The sequence below is a fragment of the Pseudomonas sp. PGPR40 genome (genome assembly GCF_022014505.1).
Lineage (GTDB): Bacteria > Pseudomonadota > Gammaproteobacteria > Pseudomonadales > Pseudomonadaceae > Aquipseudomonas.
Map to the genome: position 1 here is coordinate 88612 of NZ_JAKLSP010000002.1, position 16301 is coordinate 104912.

Below are 16301 nucleotides of genomic sequence, written 5' to 3' on the forward strand. Positions count from 1 at the left end.
CTGTCATCACTGCGGTAGCCATGATGACAGGCCAAGTACCAAAGCCTGGAGTTGCTTGATATCGAGTTCGATTTCGAAGCCATGCCGAATGCCTGGCCAGTGAAACTTACCTTGATTCAACCTACTAGCAGCCAGCCAGATGCCCAGATGGCAACGGCGGATAAGGTCGTACTATGCTGCAGGCACTCCTGAACAACCTGGGCCTTGAAGAGATTAGGATAAGAGCTTCGTTTGCGCATGGAAATCCTGACGTTAAGGGCGATCGCGTCCACTTAAAAATACGCGGACACCATCGCTCTTAACGCTGGAGTTCGGAAGGTGTGTTGGCTGGACACTTACCGTTGAGGCGTCTTTACACACTCTGTGCCGAAAGCAGACTCTCAAGTTATTTTTATGATCTTCAACATCCACCTAGCGGCCCATTGGCCACTCTTATTGCGTGATTGCGCGATGGCCAGGCTTGAAACCATTGGCCCTAGCTAGCCAAACCACGGACAGACCGAGCAGCGCCAATAACAGCAGTGTTGGGGGGAAAGAGCTCGGCCCCGCATGCTCCAGCAACAAGCCACCAGCAATGCCACCTGCGGCCACTGCCAGATTGAAGATGGTGACCAGCATCGACTGCGCGACATCGGCGCCGTCACCGGCGGTATCGGCAATGGCCGTCTGTAGCAGCGTGGGAGCGCCACCGAACGTCAGCCCCCAGATAGCAACACTGAGGAGCACAATGCTGGGAGAGCTGCTTGCCATTCCCAACACCAACGCCGCCATCGCGAAAACCGCCAGACTAAGAAGTGTCAGCACACGCAACCCACGATCCACCCACATTCCTGTGACTCCGATGCCGACGATAGAGGCAACACCGAAGACCAGCAGCACGAGGTCTATTCGCTGACCAAGCCCGACGGAGTCCAAAAATGGCGCGATGTAGGTGTAAAGGATGTTGTGCGCAAGTATCCAGACGAAGATCACAAACAGTATCGAGCGCAGACCTGGGGTCAGAAGAATTCTGCGGATCGGTTTGCGCTGACGTTCAGTTTGTCCCGCGTAGTCAGGCACGCCAAACCGCACCCACACGAACAGCATTAACGCGAGGGCCGACATGATCCAGAACACGCCACGCCAATCAAACAGAGTCCCCAGCCAAGTGCCTAGGGGCACGCCGAGACACAAGGCAATGGGTTGACCAATGCCGACCACCGCCAGGGCCCGCCCCTGCAAATCATGGGGCACCATGCGTCGTGCATAACCGGCCAACAGTCCCCATATCACGCCTGCCGCCATGCCGGCGATGAACCGCGCGATCAGAGTCAGCACATAGTGGGAGGACAATGCCGTCACGGTGTTAAAGACCAGCAACCCGCCGATCGCCAGCAGGAATAACGGCCTCCTGCGCCATTTTCGCGTAGCAGCAACGACCGGAATCGCTGCCAGCACCGAGCCTAATGCATAGAGCGTAACCAACTGACCCGCCAAGGCCTGCGAGACGCCCAGCCCCTGCCCGATCAGAGGCAGCAGGCCGGCTGGCATAGTTTCCGTCATAATGGTGATGAAGCCAGCCATCGTAAATGCCAACAGTTTCCACACGGGCAACCTTTGCGCAGAAGACGTTTCATCGAACCCCGTTGCTATCAATCCATTGTCGCCGTTCATCGTCATCGTTGTATCCCTGAAAAATACATTTCCTGTTTCCTGATCGACTGCCTGAGGTTAATTTCAGGCAGTAACGTGGTGCTTTTTTTGATCGTTCAAGGCTTCTTGCAAAATGAACAAAAGTGCTTCGAGTCTTATCTGGAATGATCATTCCAATTCTGGGCAAATAAATTCTGGTCTCTGTCAGACTTTCACTTGCAGCATTACAACACCCGTCCTGCGTTACAACGCGTCTATCGCGATGTCGACTACATCCAGCAAGCGTTGCCGACGGTTCTGGTGAGCACTGCCTTTACTCAAGACCCGCAGGCCCTGAATCGTGTTCACTATAAAGCGTGCGAGCGCGCGAGGTTTCTTGTGTATGGGGATTTCCCCCTCTGCCTGACCACGGATGAATGCACGCTCCAAAGCTTTCTCCAGACGCAGGAAGTTGCGGGAAACCAACTCGGCAATGGATTCGTCCTGGCCAGCCAGTTCAAGTGTGGCATTGGCGACAAGGCAGCCGCGTTGTCCGGTATCGCTGAGTTCATCATTCACGATCCTCATCAGTAGTTGCTGGATCAGCCCTTTGACCGAGCCCGACTCCTGAAGCAGCGCTACGTTCGTGGCAGTCAGATCGTGATAACGGCGCAGTGCATGCTCGTACAATCCATGCTTGTTCTCAAAGGCGTTGTACAGGCTGCTTCGAGACAATCCGGTACCGTCGACCAGATCCTGTATCGAGGTGGCGCAATAGCCGAGCTGCCAAAAAACCTGCATGGCTGCGTCGACAATCTCGTCATGCTCAAATTCTCTGGTGCGCATCGGACTAGCCTTTCTGGAATGATCATTCCAGAAAAATACTGACTTCCTTCTCGCTCGTCAAGGTTGGCTTGATCTCACACCCTGCTCAGCATCAATGGAGGACGCCGAGAGTACAAATCAACCTGAAATCAATGTCAGAAATGTCGACTGCTAATGTTGTGGCTCTTCGTTTTCACACAGCCTCGCCTGAAAGTAGCCGGTCATAATTTCACCAACAGACCATATCCACATTGTGCGGGATTTGCCCCTTCACACCCCACGCTGGTCAAACGGGATTTAAGCGACATCCTGTCGCTCGGCCTCAATTTGCCGCCACAGTTCTTGTTCAATGAATTCAGCATATTGTTCGGCTAGTGCCGCGCAGGCGTTGCGCCCGGCGTCACTGGCCATACCGTTGTCGTCATACACCTGACCCGATACCACTCGAAACTCCAGTTCCCGATAGCCATAGGCGTCCCAATCGCTGGTGGTGGCCCACGGATCGGGCGGCACATCCAGCAACAACGTCACCTCGCATTGTAGGCAGTATTGATCAATGTTCACGTCATAGGTCATATGCGCCTCCGACACGCTGACGCATAACTGTGTTGAATGTAAAAGTTAATGCCCGTCCCGTATAACGACACAGGTTCGACCTGCCGCATCACGCGAAAGCTATCGTCCTGGCTTCCATTTTGCTACTCAGTTCGTCAACCAGACTTGCAATCGCTTGCCTGGACACCAGTGACCGGTAATTCGACGCACCCGGCTATTGGGTCGAATATCTTGATCGTCAACGATCCATCAGGGTTGACGGTACAGCTACCGGAAGGTGGCAGGAACCACACTCAATGAGGTGGCGTAGCTCAAACGGGTGATCATCAATTTTGTCCTTAGAGTCCAGCGGACTTCCATCTATTAAGAATAGATCCCCCTTACCAGCTGGTGCAGGAAACGACCAATTGACTCCCATCTCCTGCCGACCGTACACCACCCAAAACCCTACAGCTCGTCGCGTCATCCTCGTCACCATCATCGAACCTCAATTACTGTACATACAACCAGCACTTGTACAGCGAACCCGTCCTCATGAATTTCGACCAGGCTAAAGCGCTGAGACTTCAGCAGTGGCGCTCCACCCTCGACGACCACGACTTTCGAATGCAGAACCCCGAGGCGCACAGACAGCACCTTCATGCCATGACCTCCGCGCTGGTGGCCGAAGGGCTGATCAACGCGCTCGAGCGATACGACATGAATGAAATGGCCAACGCTGCGTACTGGCATGCCGTGGAAGAACTGCAGAGCCATCCTGTCCGCTATAGTGGCGCATCGTCCTATGATGTCGTGGGCTGCGATGGTGCCCTGATACTCGGGAAAATCAGGCAGACCATTTTTCATGCGAGAAAGGACAATGAGGACGAAGTTCGAACTACCTACGACGGCAAGATCTATAGCGACAGCCGCGGAGCAAATCTCGTTTTCAACCCATCGGGTGTCACTGCACGCCTCGAAGGCCTGAGACTGACCCTGCCCGATGGTCAACGTTTCGACCTCATCGAGACGGGCCGGATGATTGTCGGTGTCATCTACGAGCCGATCGAGGACCCCGATATTTATCGTTCATTGATCGACGCAGCGCAGGTCGCGCTCGAAGACCGCGACCTGAACGCCTACGAAAAGATGCGGCCGTTTATGGATCTGGCCAGGTTCAGAACCTGTCCCACTTGTCTCGACCGCTTTGACCGAAGAGACGATTGCGCTGCCTGCTCCGGGCAAGGCTTCGTCATCAAGCAGCCGAGGTCTGAACTACGCTGAAAGCACGGCCGGAGGGTCTGACCCATGTGCGGACGTCCATCCCAAATGCAGTGGCATTCATTTGTCGGAACGCTGAGCATGCCTAATGCACTGATCAGCTATGCAGGCGACCAGCCTTTCGAACTCTACAACGCCAACCAACTCGCCTCTTTCACCAGTTTCTGCAGGCCGACATAGTTCGTTGGGGCTAGCGGTCGCACTGGACCAAAGACCGCTTCGCGCCGTCAATGCCCGGGTTGAAAAAGTCGCCCACGGAGCGTTCTTCAAAGCGATCTGGCCACACCGGACAATCATCGCCATTAACAATTGATTCGAATGGGTTGATGAAAGCGGACCGAAAAATGAGACTGTCCTTTCACACATCAAAACACGCTTGTCCGTGTTGGCTTTACGATTAGTCGCAGCAAACCGAACCGAAAAAAGCGACAAATTCAAGCCTCGACTTCATGAACCTGCCCTGTCGCAAGAGTCTCCAGGGCCTTGGTGCATTTCGTTGCACAGGCAGCTAATGCTCCCAACGTACGACGTCGCGGGTTCCAGAAGGTCAGACACCAAATGTCCCAACATTCCAACCTTAAATCGAAGTAGTCACTCCATGTCTCGCGTCTGGAGGCAACGTTGTCGTTATCAAACAACCCACTATTGCTCCCCTTAACTCCCTTGACCCAATTGAGAGCAACAACATCGTCCCGATCTTCAAGGCCGAGCAATTCGAGCCATTCGCAAAAAAGCGCCTCAGCCTCCGCCTCTCCGCCCTCAAATTGGGTGAGAAAAGGTTCGCGGAAATGACCATAAAGAGCCAGCGGGCCTCGCTGATAGACCTCGGTCGATGTCAGCTTACGGATTTCGGCTCGACTTAAAGGAGTGGCAATAGCCCTATCCAAAGCCCAAGTCATGCTGGGTTCTGGGAAATTCGCGCTGGGGAGCTTCAGGATCAGCTTACGATGCCAATCAAGCTGACTGGCCATGATCTGTTCATACAGTGCATTCAGAGCCAGTCGATGCATTGCTTCATCGATCAGTGAGTCTTCCTCAGGGGCGACAACCACAAACTCGAACACACACCCTACGTCATCCATTCGTTGACGCAGCGATTCAGTTCTTTCCTGATCGATAACCTTCAATGCGAGTGAGTAATCCATCACCTTCCTGCCCTTCTTCCCTAGCAACGTCGACGCACAGCCTTCACTGAGCGCCGTCAAATGAGGGCAATACGTTAACAAAAGCGCTGAAGGAAAAATGTAGGAATATTCGGTAAATAAGAAATGGCGAAAAATTGAGGAGGCTCGCCAATAGGGTGCATTCATTCGGGGAATGAGAGCCCGCTCAAAGTCTCCAGGCATCTGGCGCTGCTGCGCATAAGCGGATTGCTGTAGGACCGCCGGCAGGGTCAATGGGTTTACTACCGACTTTCTTCCGGACTGGGTGCATCAGATCCCGCTTTACATACAACGTTTCGGAATGACTCATGTTTGGGCCAACGGAAAATGTGTCGGCCATGCATGTGAATGATATTTATTTACTTACAAAAGGAAATCATTATCATTAGCACCTATAACTAAAAAAGGAGCTCATGGTGGCTTTACCGCGCATCTACCCCGCCTCTCTCTCACTGCTGGGGCTTTTGGCAGTCCCTGATTTACAGGCACAAACCCAATCGACGTTGGCCCTGCCTGCCACCGCTGTGACCAGCGATTACAGCGAGCAGAGCTACAAGCCGACCGACAGCCGTAGTGCGCTGAAAATCGACGCCCCGCTGCGGGATATCCCGCAAACGGTGAACGTGATCCCCCAGAGTGTGATCAAGGATCAGGGCGCGCAGTCGATGGAAGACGTGTTGAAGAACGTCCCAGGCATCGGTCTTTCCAACGGCGATGGCCAGCGCGACCAGGTCACCATTCGCGGCTTTAGTGCCATCGGCGACATGTACATCGACGGCGTTCGTGACGACGCGCTGTACTTCCGCGATCTGTCCAACGTCGAGCGCGTGGAAGTGATCAAGGGACCGGCAGCGGTACTCTATGGCCGCGGCTCATCCGGTGGTCTGATCAATAGCATCAGCAAAAAACCCAACTTCACTCCCAAACAGGAAGTGGGTGTCAGCGTCGACAGCGAGGGTAAAAAGCGTACGCAGTTCGATGCCGGCTGGGCCGATCAACAGCAAAACGACAAGGCATTCCGGGTGACCGGTGCGCTGGAGAACAGCGACACCTTCCGCGATGACGGCTATATCGATCGCAAGGCCATTGCGCCTTCGGCCTACTTCAAGCTCTCCGACGACCTTGAGCTGAATCTGGGGGCGACGTACCTCTACGACAAACGCTTGATCGACTTCGGCATTCCCGCGCGGGGCGATCGCCCGGTCGATGTCGATCGGGACAAGCGTTTCGGTTCCGCCGACCCGGATGACGATTACACCCGCAGCGAGGTGTTTTCGTTCACGGCCGGCGTCGACTATCGCACTAACGACGACTTCACTCTGAGCAACACCAGCCGCTACTACCACTATGATCTGGATCGCAACAACACACTCGCCGACTCCAGCCCGACACGCTTCGTCACCGCGCCCAACGGCGAGCTGCTGGTGAAACTGAACCGCGGCAACGTGCAGCGCAAGGAAGACGGCTGGTTCAACCAGACCGAACTGAAGCAACAGGCCACGCTTGCCGGGATGAACCATAACCTGCTCTATGGCGTGGAGCTGGGGCGCCAGGTCAAGGACCAATCCGTCTTCAGCCAAAGCAACGTAGCGCGGGTCCCGGTGTACCGCGATGGCCTGGTCGACGTGCCGTTCCAGGCCAACCGTCAAACCGCCAAAGGTACCAATACCCAGGACACGGCCGGTTTCTACGTCCAGGACCTGATTGAACTGACCCCGCAATGGAAAGCTTTGCTGGGTGTGCGTTATGACGTGTTCGATCAGGAATACTCGGATGATCTGACGGGTGCCTCAATGTCCCGAACCGATAACACCTGGAGCCCGCGCGCAGGGCTGGTCTACCAGCCTGATCAGGTGCAGTCCTACTACATTTCGGTGAGTCGTTCTTATCAACCCTCCTCCGAAGTCTTCGCCCTGAGCACTACCAACCAGGACCTTGAGCCGGAACAAACCACCAACTTCGAGATCGGCGGCAAGTGGGACCTGCTCGACAACCGCCTGGCGTTGACGGCGGCGCTGTTCCGTCTGGAACGCACCAACATGAAAACGACCGATCCGGCGAACCCGACTAAACTGGTCCTGTCGGGCGAGCAGCGCACCGACGGTCTTGAATTGACCGCCAGCGGGCAGTTGAGTGACAAGTGGCAGGTGTATGCCGGCTATGCCTATCTGGATGCCGAGATCACCAAGTCCAACAGCCGAACCAACGGCGTCGCCAACGAAGGCCAGACACCCACCCTGACCCCGCGTCACAGTGCCAACCTCTGGTTGGTGCACTCGCTGACCAACACCTGGCGCGTGGGCATGGGGGCGAATTATGTCGACGATCGTTACACCGCCCTGGATAACCAAGTGGTCATGCCCGCTTACACCACCGTGGACGCGGCGTTGCTCTATAACCTGCAGAAATGGGACATGGCACTACGTTTGCGCAACGTCTTCGACAAGGACTATTACGCCTCGGCCCATGGCTCAGTGGACCTGATCACCCCCGGAGCCCCACGAACTCTGGAACTGAGCACCAACTACCGGTTCTGAGTGAAAACCTGAAATCAAATGCCGCAATGCCGGCCCGTTAAAATGCAAAACCTGTGGGAGCGGGCTTGCCCGCGAAGACGGTGGCACAGTCAACATTGATGTCGTCTGACACTCCGCTTTCGCGGGCAAGCCCGCTCCCACAGGGATTTGCGTCTTAACTGATTAGAATTACACGCCCTGCATTCCTGGGCGTTTGTTTGCAGCCCGCAACATCGTGACAACGATCAAAAGCTCAACTAATCTTCAGCGCGCGAGACTGATTGAGAATCTCTCGCGTTGTCGGACAACAACAATATTTCGAGGAAAACCCATGCGTAAACTTCTGTTGCTCTCCCTTCTTGCCGCCTCCCCCCTGGCTTTCGCCGGCCCTGAATGCACCACAACCGACAAAGCCCAATGGCAGGATCAGGCCAAGTTTCAGGAAGACCTGAAGGCCAAGGGCTACAACATCAAGAAGTTCAAGGTCACGAGCGGCAATTGCTACGAGATCTACGGCTTTGACAAAGACAAGCGCAAAGTCGAAATCTACTTTGACCCGGTCAGCGGCAAAGTCGTGAAAGAAGAGATCGAATAAGGTCCCCTGTGAACGCTGAAACCCTGCGCCTCTGGGACCCTCTCGTACGCGTTTGTCATTGGTCCCTGGTGGTTGTCTTCATCAGCGACTACTTCCTCAATGAGGAAGGAGACGGCTGGCATCGCTGGCTCGGCTATTACGCCGTGGCGGTCGTGCTCGTGCGCGTGGTGTGGGGGTTCATCGGCCCACCATCGGCGCGTTGGGCAGACTTTTGGCCGACCCCGACCCGGGTCGCTCAGCATGGCCGGGCGCTGTTTTCCGGCAAGGGCTATCACCGCATGGGGCACTCCCCCATCGGTGCATTGGTGATGGTCCTCATGCTGCTGTTGATGACTGGCCTGGGCATCAGCGGTTTCCTGATGGAGGAAGTGGACTACTTCTGGGGCGAAGACTGGCCACGTGATGTCCACGAGTTTATGGCCAATGCGCTGCTCACACTGGTTTGCGTGCACATCGTCGCGGCATTGGTGGAAAGCATACGCTTGCGTGAAAACCTGCCGCTGTCGATGATCACGGGCCATCGTCGCAAGCGCTAGGAGCTCAAGCACTCTCCCGATACAGCACATGCCCTCTCCCTTTCGGGAGAGGACAGTGCCAACCTCATGTGTGATGAATTTCCCGATCCTTGGTTTCCGGCAGGAAGAACGTGCCTAGAATGGCCGTCATCACGGCGATGACGATGGGGTACCACAGCCCGTAATAGATATCCCCCGTGGCCGCGACCATGGCGAACGCCACCGTGGGCAGAAAGCCGCCGAACCAGCCATTGCCGATGTGGTATGGCAGCGACATCGAGGTGTAGCGAATGCGCGCCGGGAAGAGTTCCACCAGCCAGGCGGCGATCGGTCCATAGACCATGGTGACGTAGATCACCAGGATGGTCAGGAGCAACAACACCATCGGGTAATTGGTCTTCGCCGGGTCGGCCTTCTCGGGGTAACCGGCGTCCTTGAGCGCGGTGCCGAGGGTAGCGACGAAGGCGTCGTTGCGGGCCTTGAAGTCGGCGGCCGGCATGCCGGTGCCTTCGAAGCTCGGGATCACCTTGCCGCCGATGCGGACCTGCGCGACAGCGCCCGGCTCAGCCTTTTCGTTCTTGTAGGGTATGGCCTTCTTCGCCAGCACGGTCTTGGCAAGGTCGCAGGAGCTGGTGAATTTGGCCTTGCCCACCGGGTCGAACTGGAACGAGCACTTACTCGGATCGGCGATCACCGTGACCGGGTTCTTCTCCTGCGCGGCGAACACGTCGGGGTTACCGTATTGGGTCAACGCCTGGAAGATCGGGAAGTAGGTCAGCGCCGCGAGGATGCAGCCGGCCATGATGATGCCCTTGCGGCCGATGCGATCGGACAGGCTGCCGAATACGATGAAGAACGGCGTGCCGATCAGCAGCGAGCCGGCAATCAGAAAGTTGGCAGTCTGCGGGTCAATCTTCAGCGTTTGCAGCAGGAAAAACAGCGCATAGAACTGCCCCGTGTACCAGACCACCGCCTGGCCAGCGGTACCACCGAGCAATGCCATGATGACTATCTTGAGGTTTTCCCAGCGGGCGAAGGATTCGGTCAGCGGCGCCTTGGACGACTTGCCTTCTTCCTTCATCTTCAAGAACACCGGTGACTCGCTGAGTTGCAAGCGGATGTACACCGAGATGATCAGCAGCAGGATCGACAGCAGGAAGGGAATCCGCCAGCCCCAGGCCTCGAAGGCTTCGGTGCCGAGGATGGTTCGGCAGGCGAGGATCACCAGCAGCGAAAGGAACAGGCCGAGGGTCGCGGTGGTCTGGATCCACGAGGTGAAGTAACCGCGCTTGCCCTTCGGCGCGTGTTCGGCGACGTAGGTCGCCGCACCGCCGTACTCACCGCCCAGCGCCAGGCCTTGCAACAGGCGCAAGCTGATCAGGATGATCGGCGCCGCCACGCCGATGGTCGCGTAGCCGGGCAGAAAGCCCACCACGGCGGTGGAAATACCCATGATGACAATGGTGATGAGGAACGTGTGCTTGCGCCCGATCATGTCGCCCAGTCGGCCAAAGACGATGGCGCCGAAGGGGCGTACGGCGAAGCCCGCGGCGAACGCGAGCAGCGCGAAGATGAAAGACGTTGTCTCATTGACGCCGGCGAAGAAGTGCTTGGCGATGATCGCGGCGAGGGAGCCATAAAGATAGAAGTCGTACCATTCGAACACAGTGCCCAGGGACGAGGCGAAAATGACCTTGCGCTCCTCCCTGGTTATCCCACGGTTGGGCGTGCTGCCCGTGGTTGTATTGTCGATTACGGCCATGAGTCTTCTCCGTCTTGCTCTTGTTATAGGGCGGAGTACCTCGTTACCTTTTTACCGTACCCAGGCCCCAGGGCTGATGTCATCGGATCAAGGACTGCGCGAAGCATGGAAACAGGCTGACGGCCTCGCATCGCTGCAAGGTTCCTTGAAGCATAATCACCTTCGCGCAGATATCCACTCGGGGCATCCCGCTGGAATCCGGGCCGATGCGCTGTCAAATGACTATTCAGACCGGTGAGATCCCACGCGAAGCGTCTGGGTAGCGCCCCGCTGATGCCTATTCTTCGGGGCGACCATCGTCTGGAACTTCGCAGCGAAAGAATTTCGTATACCCTATCGCCATCTCACTCCAAACGACCGCTGCCGTGAACCTACCCAAACTCAACGCCCCCGACCTTGGCAATACACCTTCAACCTCGGAAATCATCACCCGTCATCTGCGGGACGCGATTGTCGCCGGGCATTTCGCCGAAGATGAGCCGATTCGCCAGGACGACATTGCCCGCCAGTTCAACGTCAGCAAGATTCCGGTGCGCGAGGCCCTCAAGCGGCTGGAGGCCGAAGGGCTGGTGATGTTCCAGCGCAATCGCGGGGCGATGGTCACGCGGGTGTCCGATGCCGAGTTGGCACAAATGTTCGAAGTGCGGATGTTGCTCGAGGACAAGATCCTGCGCCTGGCCATTCCCAACATGACCGAAGAAACCTTCGCCCGTGCCGAGCGCATCTGTCAGGAATTCATCGGCGAGGACGACGTGGGCCGCTGGGCCGAGCTCAATTGGGAACTGCACGCCTGCCTTTATGAGCCGGCGCAACGACCGTTTCTGGTCAGCCTGATTCGTTCGGTCAACGACAAGCTGGAGCGCTACCTGCGCATGCAGATGAGCCTGTCGGCCGGCAAGGAACGGGCTGATCACGAGCACCGTGAAATCATCAAAGCCTGTCGTGCCGGGGATGTGGATCTGGCGGTGAAGCTGCTGGACGAACACATTGCCGGGGTCTGCAAGACCCTGTTCGAGCACCTGCCTCACGCCCACTGATTTCTAGAATGCTGTGCTGATTTCGTCATCGGCACAGGATAAATCCATCAAGCCGACACCCCGCCGCACAGGCCACTCTTTCGTTCACTCAACCGAACGGACGTGGCCCTCCCATGAAACGCATCACCGTGATCGACTCCCACACCGGCGGCGAACCGACTCGCCTGGTGACTGCCGGTTTTCCTGACCTGGGCACCGGCAGCATGGCCGAACGTCGTAAGCTGCTCGCCGAACATCACGATCAATGGCGCGCCGCTTGTGTGCTGGAACCCCGTGGCAGCGACGTGCTGGTGGGCGCCCTGCTCTGCGAGCCCGTCGACCCGAGCGCCTGTGCCGGAGTGATTTTCTTCAACAACACCGGTTACCTGGGCATGTGCGGCCACGGCACCATCGGCCTGGTGGCGTCGTTGGCGCATCTGGGCAAGATCAGTCCCGGCGTGCACCGCATCGAGACTCCGGTAGGTACGGTGCAGGCGACCCTGCACGAAGATCATTCGGTGAGCGTACGCAATGTGCCGGCCTACCGTTACCGCAAGGCGCTGGTGTTGCAGGTGCCAGATGTCGGCCAGGTGGTCGGCGATATCGCCTGGGGTGGCAACTGGTTTTTCCTGATCGCCGAGCATGGCCTGCGGGTGGCCGGCGACAACCTCGAAGCACTGACCGCTTACACCTACGCCGTGCAGCAGGCGCTGGAGGCTCAGGGTATTCGTGGCGAAGACGGTGGTTTGATCGACCATGTCGAGCTGTTCGCCGATGACGATCACGCCGACAGCCGCAACTTTGTCCTCTGCCCCGGCAAGGCTTATGACCGCTCACCCTGCGGCACCGGCACCAGTGCCAAACTGGCGTGCCTGGCCGCGGACGACAAACTGCAACCGGGGCAGATCTGGCGCCAGGCCAGTGTCATCGGCAGCGAGTTCGAAGGTTCTTACGAATGGCAGGGCGAGCGCGTTATACCGACCATTCGCGGCCGTGCCTTTATCAGCGCCGAAGCCAGTTTGATCATCGAACAGGATGACCCGTTCGCCTGGGGCATTCGTCCATGAACGAGGGCCTTGTGGCCGATGTAATCGTGATCGGCGCCGGCATCATCGGTGCCGCCTGTGCCCAGGCGCTGGCCCGTCGTGGCTTGCAGGTACTGGTGCTGGACGCCGGCCTGCACGGTGCGACGGCGGCGGGCATGGGCCACTTGCTGGTGCTCGACGACAACCCGGCCGAACTGGCCCTGAGTCAACATTCCCTGCAACGCTGGCGCGAACTGGCGCCGGACCTGCCCGACGGCTGCGCCTACCGCAACAACGGCACGCTGTGGCTGGCGGCCAACGCCGAGGAAATGGCGGTCGCCCATAGCAAATACCTGAACCTGCAGGCTCAGGGCGTGGCGTGCGAATTGGTCGGCGCCAGTGCTTTGCGCCAGCGTGAACCGGAACTGCGTGTGGGCCTGGAAGGCGGTTTATTGATCAATAGTGACGGCATTCTTTATGCGCCGGCGACGGCCAGCTGGATGCTCGACACACCGAACATTCGTCAACGCCGGGCACGGGTCAGCGCGGTCGATGGCCACCGCGTCTGCCTCGATGACGGTCGTTGGTTGAGTGCCGAAGCGGTGGTGTTGGCCAACGGTATTCAGGCCAGCGAACTGTGCCCGGAGTTGCCCATAGAGCCGAAAAAAGGTCACCTGCTGATTACCGACCGCTACCCCCGCACCGTCACCCACACCTTGGTGGAATTGGGTTACGTCACCAGCGCCCACAACGCCACGGGACCGTCGACCGCCTGCAATATTCAGCCGCGCCCCACCGGGCAATTGTTCATCGGTGCCTCGCGGCAATTCGGCACCACCGACCCGCAGGTCGAAGGCTGGATGCTGGCCAAAATGCTCAAGCGCGCCGCCGAGTACATGCCGGGGCTGGCCCGGCTCAACGGTATCCGCGCCTGGACCGGTTTTCGCGCCGCCAGCCCCGATGGCCTGCCGCTGGTGGGCCAACACCCGCAGCGCCAGGGCTTGTGGCTGGCCGTCGGTCACGAAGGGTTAGGCGTCACCACGGCCCCCGGCACGGCCGACTTGCTGGTCGCGCAACTGTTCAACGAAACCCCGCCACTGGCCGCACAACCCTATCTGCCCCAGCGTTTCCTCGGAGAACCTGCCTATGCCTGATTTGCTGCTGGACGGCCGCGCCTTGAAGGTGGCCGAGGGCACCAGCGTCGCCGCTGCCTTGGCGTTGGGCAGCGACGGCTGCACGCGCACCTCGGTCAGTGGTCAACGCCGCGCACCGCTGTGCGGCATGGGCATCTGCCAGGAATGCCGGGTGACCATTGACGGCCGGCGCCGCCTCGCCTGCCAGACCCTGTGCCGAGACGGCATGCAGGTGGAGACACGTCCATGAATGAATACGCCGATCTGCTGATCATCGGTGCCGGCCCCGCTGGCATGGCCGCCGCTCTCGCTGCTGCGCCCAGCGGTGCACGCATCGTGATGCTCGACGATAATCCGCTGCCGGGCGGGCAAATCTGGCGTGACGGCCCGCAAGCCAACGTGCCCGATCAGGCCCGTCGTCTGCGTGAGCGTTTGCAGGCTTGCAGCAACATCCGCCATCACGCCGGCACCCGAGTGATCGCCAGTCCCGGGCCGAAACAACTGTTGGTCGAAGATGATGACGATGGCTGGTTGATCAGCTACGACAAACTGATTCTGTGCACCGGAGCCCGCGAGTTGCTGCTGCCCTTCCCCGGCTGGACGTTGCCGGGCGTGACCGGCGCCGGTGGCTTGCAGGCACTGATCAAGGCCGGTGTGCCGATGCGGGGTGAGCGCGTGGTGATCGCCGGCAGCGGCCCGCTATTACTGGCAAGTGCCGCCACCGCGAAAAAACATGGCGCCCTGGTACAACGCATCGCCGAGCAAGCCTCGCGCATCGCCGTCGCCGGTTTCGCCGCGCAACTGCCACGCTGGCCTGGCAAATGGTTGCAATCGTTCAGTTTGTTCGATCGCCATTACCGCACCTCGACTCATGTGCTGGCCGGCCTTGGCACTGAGCGACTGGAAGGCGTGCGCCTGCAACAGCAAGGCAAAATCGTCGAACTGGAATGTGATCGGCTGGCCTGTGGTTTCGGCTTGATCCCGAACATTCAATTGGGCCAGGCACTGGGTTACGCCATCGAAGGTCAGGCGTTGGCAGTGGATGCCTGGCAGGCCAGCAGCCGTGCCGATCATTATGCGGCGGGTGAATGTACCGGGTTTGGTGGCAGTGAACTGGCGTTGGTCGAAGGGGCAATTGCTGGCCACGCGGCGGTCGGTAACCTTGAAGCAGCCCGCCAGTTGTGGCCACGCCGGGCACGCTGGCAGGGTTTTGCCAAGGCACTGAATCAGGCATTCGCCCTCAACCCGCAACTCAAGTCCCTGGCCCGATCCGACACCCTGGTTTGCCGCTGCGAAGACGTGCCCTACGCCGCATTGGCCGGGCACACTGACTGGCGCGAAGCCAAACTGGCCAGTCGCTGTGGCATGGGTGCCTGTCAGGGTCGAGTGTGTGGTGGTGCGGTGCACCACCTGTTCGGCTGGCAACCTTCGGTGCCCCGCCCACCCTTCAGCCCGGCACGGATCGAGACCTTGATGTGCCTGGACGACACCCCTGCGGCCTGATTCCCCTTCGGGGGTTTCGGCCACGCTGTCGAGCCTCTATGATCCCGGGGTCGCCATCAGACCCCAGCGCCATGTATCCCTCGCTCAGCACCTTCAAACCCTGCGACCTGCCAACGCTGCTCAACAGTCTGCAGCCGATTGCGCCGCTGCTCGATACCCTGGCGGACGTGGTGTTTTTCATCAAGGACTGCGAAGCCCGCTACGCCTTCGTCAACCAGACCCTGGCCCGGCGCTGCGGTTTCAAACATCGCGAGGAACTGCTGGGGCTCACCGCCGAAATGGTCTTCCCGGAACGCTTCGGTCCGCTGTACACCGAACAGGATCGCCGGGTACTGTCCAGCGGCCGCGAACTGGCCGACCAATTGGAACTGCACTTGTACTACGGCAACCAGCCGATCTGGTGCCTGACTCACAAAATCGCACTGAAGGATGAGCAAGGTCGAATCGTTGGCCTGGCCGGGATCTCCCGCGACCTGCAATCACCTCAGTCCAACCATCCCGCCTTCCAGAAACTCGCCGCCGTGGATGCGCATATCCGCAGCCACTTCGCCCGCGCCATCAGCCTCGCCGAACTGACCGCCATCGCCGGCTATTCCGTGGCGCAACTGGAGCGTCACTGCAAACGGGTATTCCAGCTCACCCCACGGCAGATGATTCACAAGGCGCGACTGGAAGAAGGCTCGCGGCTGTTACAGCACACCGACCTGCCGATCACCGAAATCGCCCTGCGCTGTGGCTATACCGACCATAGTGCGTTTAGCCGGCAGTTTCGGGCGTTGACCAGTCTTTCGCCGAGTCAGTTTCGGGATAATCAGCGCTAGA

16 protein-coding genes and 1 pseudogene are annotated in these 16301 nt (G+C 58.5%); 11 read left to right on the forward strand and 6 right to left on the reverse strand.

Features of this window, described 5'->3' with window-relative positions; genetic code table 11:
* Window positions 1–6: 6 nt before the first annotated feature.
* The 4 genes from tnpB to MEB48_RS02300 form a co-directional block, all read right to left on the reverse strand.
* Window positions 7–162, reverse strand: coding sequence for an IS66 family insertion sequence element accessory protein TnpB (gene tnpB / locus MEB48_RS29315; RefSeq protein ID WP_442969057.1), 156 nt, complete (start codon window positions 160–162; stop codon window positions 7–9).
* 270 nt (window positions 163–432) lie between these two features.
* Complete coding sequence (locus tag MEB48_RS02290) at window positions 433–1653, reverse strand: MFS transporter (protein ID WP_237881986.1); 1221 nt, start codon at window positions 1651–1653, stop codon at window positions 433–435.
* 222 nt (window positions 1654–1875) lie between these two features.
* The gene (locus tag MEB48_RS02295; protein WP_237881480.1) at window positions 1876–2457 is read right to left on the reverse strand and encodes a TetR/AcrR family transcriptional regulator; all 582 of its coding nucleotides are present in this window, start codon (window positions 2455–2457) and stop codon (window positions 1876–1878) included.
* A gap of 276 nt (window positions 2458–2733) precedes the next feature.
* Window positions 2734–3012, reverse strand: a complete 279-nt coding sequence (locus tag MEB48_RS02300; RefSeq protein WP_237881482.1) for a hypothetical protein — start codon at window positions 3010–3012, stop codon at window positions 2734–2736.
* 513 nt (window positions 3013–3525) lie between these two features.
* Here MEB48_RS02300 and MEB48_RS02310 point away from each other — a divergent pair.
* Entirely contained in the window at window positions 3526–4254 is a 729-nt protein-coding gene (locus tag MEB48_RS02310; protein WP_237881486.1) for a hypothetical protein, read from the forward strand.
* 24 nt (window positions 4255–4278) lie between these two features.
* Window positions 4279–4639: pseudogene (locus MEB48_RS02315) on the forward strand (SOS response-associated peptidase family protein); the annotation flags it as partial.
* Window positions 4640–4685: 46 nt separating this feature from the next.
* On the opposite strand, the gene MEB48_RS02320 reads toward MEB48_RS02315, so the two are convergent.
* Window positions 4686–5648, reverse strand: coding sequence for a hypothetical protein (locus MEB48_RS02320; protein WP_237881488.1), 963 nt, complete (start codon window positions 5646–5648; stop codon window positions 4686–4688).
* Window positions 5649–5827: 179 nt separating this feature from the next.
* On the opposite strand from MEB48_RS02320, the gene MEB48_RS02325 reads away from it, so the two are divergent.
* The 3 genes from MEB48_RS02325 to MEB48_RS02335 all read left to right on the forward strand — a co-directional run bounded on the left by MEB48_RS02325 (window position 5828) and on the right by MEB48_RS02335 (window position 9061).
* Window positions 5828–7951: a TonB-dependent receptor gene (locus tag MEB48_RS02325; protein ID WP_237881490.1), complete on the forward strand. Its 2124-nt coding sequence runs from the start codon at window positions 5828–5830 to the stop codon at window positions 7949–7951.
* 310 nt (window positions 7952–8261) lie between these two features.
* A complete protein-coding gene (locus MEB48_RS02330) occupies window positions 8262–8525 on the forward strand; it encodes a PepSY domain-containing protein (protein WP_237881492.1) in 264 nt (87 codons plus the stop codon).
* Between the two features lie 8 nt (window positions 8526–8533).
* Complete coding sequence (locus MEB48_RS02335) at window positions 8534–9061, forward strand: cytochrome b/b6 domain-containing protein (RefSeq protein ID WP_237881494.1); 528 nt, start codon at window positions 8534–8536, stop codon at window positions 9059–9061.
* A 64-nt stretch (window positions 9062–9125) separates the two neighbouring features.
* On the opposite strand, the gene MEB48_RS02340 is transcribed toward MEB48_RS02335, so the two are convergent.
* Entirely contained in the window at window positions 9126–10802 is a 1677-nt protein-coding gene (locus MEB48_RS02340) for an MFS transporter (protein WP_237881496.1), read from the reverse strand.
* A gap of 365 nt (window positions 10803–11167) precedes the next feature.
* On the opposite strand from MEB48_RS02340, the gene MEB48_RS02345 reads away from it, so the two are divergent.
* The 6 genes from MEB48_RS02345 (at window position 11168) to MEB48_RS02370 (ending at window position 16300) form a co-directional block, all read left to right on the forward strand.
* Window positions 11168–11839 (forward strand): GntR family transcriptional regulator, encoded by a 672-nt coding sequence (locus MEB48_RS02345; protein ID WP_007900901.1) that lies wholly within the window; start codon window positions 11168–11170, stop codon window positions 11837–11839.
* A 113-nt stretch (window positions 11840–11952) separates the two neighbouring features.
* Entirely contained in the window at window positions 11953–12885 is a 933-nt protein-coding gene (locus tag MEB48_RS02350; protein WP_237881498.1) for a 4-hydroxyproline epimerase, read from the forward strand.
* Complete coding sequence (locus MEB48_RS02355) at window positions 12882–13997, forward strand: NAD(P)/FAD-dependent oxidoreductase (protein ID WP_237881500.1); 1116 nt, start codon at window positions 12882–12884, stop codon at window positions 13995–13997. The genes MEB48_RS02350 and MEB48_RS02355 overlap by 4 nt, the downstream gene beginning before the upstream one ends.
* Entirely contained in the window at window positions 13990–14226 is a 237-nt protein-coding gene (locus tag MEB48_RS02360; RefSeq protein ID WP_237881502.1) for a (2Fe-2S)-binding protein, read from the forward strand. The genes MEB48_RS02355 and MEB48_RS02360 overlap by 8 nt, the downstream gene beginning before the upstream one ends.
* The gene (locus tag MEB48_RS02365; protein ID WP_237881504.1) at window positions 14223–15479 is read left to right on the forward strand and encodes an NAD(P)/FAD-dependent oxidoreductase; all 1257 of its coding nucleotides are present in this window, start codon (window positions 14223–14225) and stop codon (window positions 15477–15479) included. The genes MEB48_RS02360 and MEB48_RS02365 overlap by 4 nt, the downstream gene beginning before the upstream one ends.
* 71 nt (window positions 15480–15550) lie before the next feature.
* Entirely contained in the window at window positions 15551–16300 is a 750-nt protein-coding gene (locus MEB48_RS02370; protein WP_237881506.1) for an AraC family transcriptional regulator, read from the forward strand.
* Window position 16301: the final 1 nt, after the last annotated feature.

Excerpts from the sequence above, each read along its gene's own strand:
- MEB48_RS02300 (WP_237881482.1), bottom strand. The coding sequence starts at position 3,012 with ATGACCTATGACGTGAACATTGATCAATACTGCCTACAATGCGAGGTG.
- MEB48_RS02290 (WP_237881986.1), bottom strand. The coding sequence starts at position 1,653 with ATGAACGGCGACAATGGATTGATAGCAACGGGGTTCGATGAAACGTCT.
- MEB48_RS02365 (WP_237881504.1), top strand. The coding sequence starts at position 14,223 with ATGAATGAATACGCCGATCTGCTGATCATCGGTGCCGGCCCCGCTGGC.
- MEB48_RS02370 (WP_237881506.1), top strand. The coding sequence starts at position 15,551 with ATGTATCCCTCGCTCAGCACCTTCAAACCCTGCGACCTGCCAACGCTG.
- MEB48_RS02310 (WP_237881486.1), top strand. The coding sequence starts at position 3,526 with ATGAATTTCGACCAGGCTAAAGCGCTGAGACTTCAGCAGTGGCGCTCC.
- MEB48_RS02340 (WP_237881496.1), bottom strand. The coding sequence starts at position 10,802 with ATGGCCGTAATCGACAATACAACCACGGGCAGCACGCCCAACCGTGGG.
- MEB48_RS02360 (WP_237881502.1), top strand. The coding sequence starts at position 13,990 with ATGCCTGATTTGCTGCTGGACGGCCGCGCCTTGAAGGTGGCCGAGGGC.
- MEB48_RS02330 (WP_237881492.1), top strand. The coding sequence starts at position 8,262 with ATGCGTAAACTTCTGTTGCTCTCCCTTCTTGCCGCCTCCCCCCTGGCT.
- MEB48_RS02295 (WP_237881480.1), bottom strand. The coding sequence starts at position 2,457 with ATGCGCACCAGAGAATTTGAGCATGACGAGATTGTCGACGCAGCCATG.
- MEB48_RS02350 (WP_237881498.1), top strand. The coding sequence starts at position 11,953 with ATGAAACGCATCACCGTGATCGACTCCCACACCGGCGGCGAACCGACT.
- MEB48_RS02325 (WP_237881490.1), top strand. The coding sequence starts at position 5,828 with ATGGTGGCTTTACCGCGCATCTACCCCGCCTCTCTCTCACTGCTGGGG.
- MEB48_RS02355 (WP_237881500.1), top strand. The coding sequence starts at position 12,882 with ATGAACGAGGGCCTTGTGGCCGATGTAATCGTGATCGGCGCCGGCATC.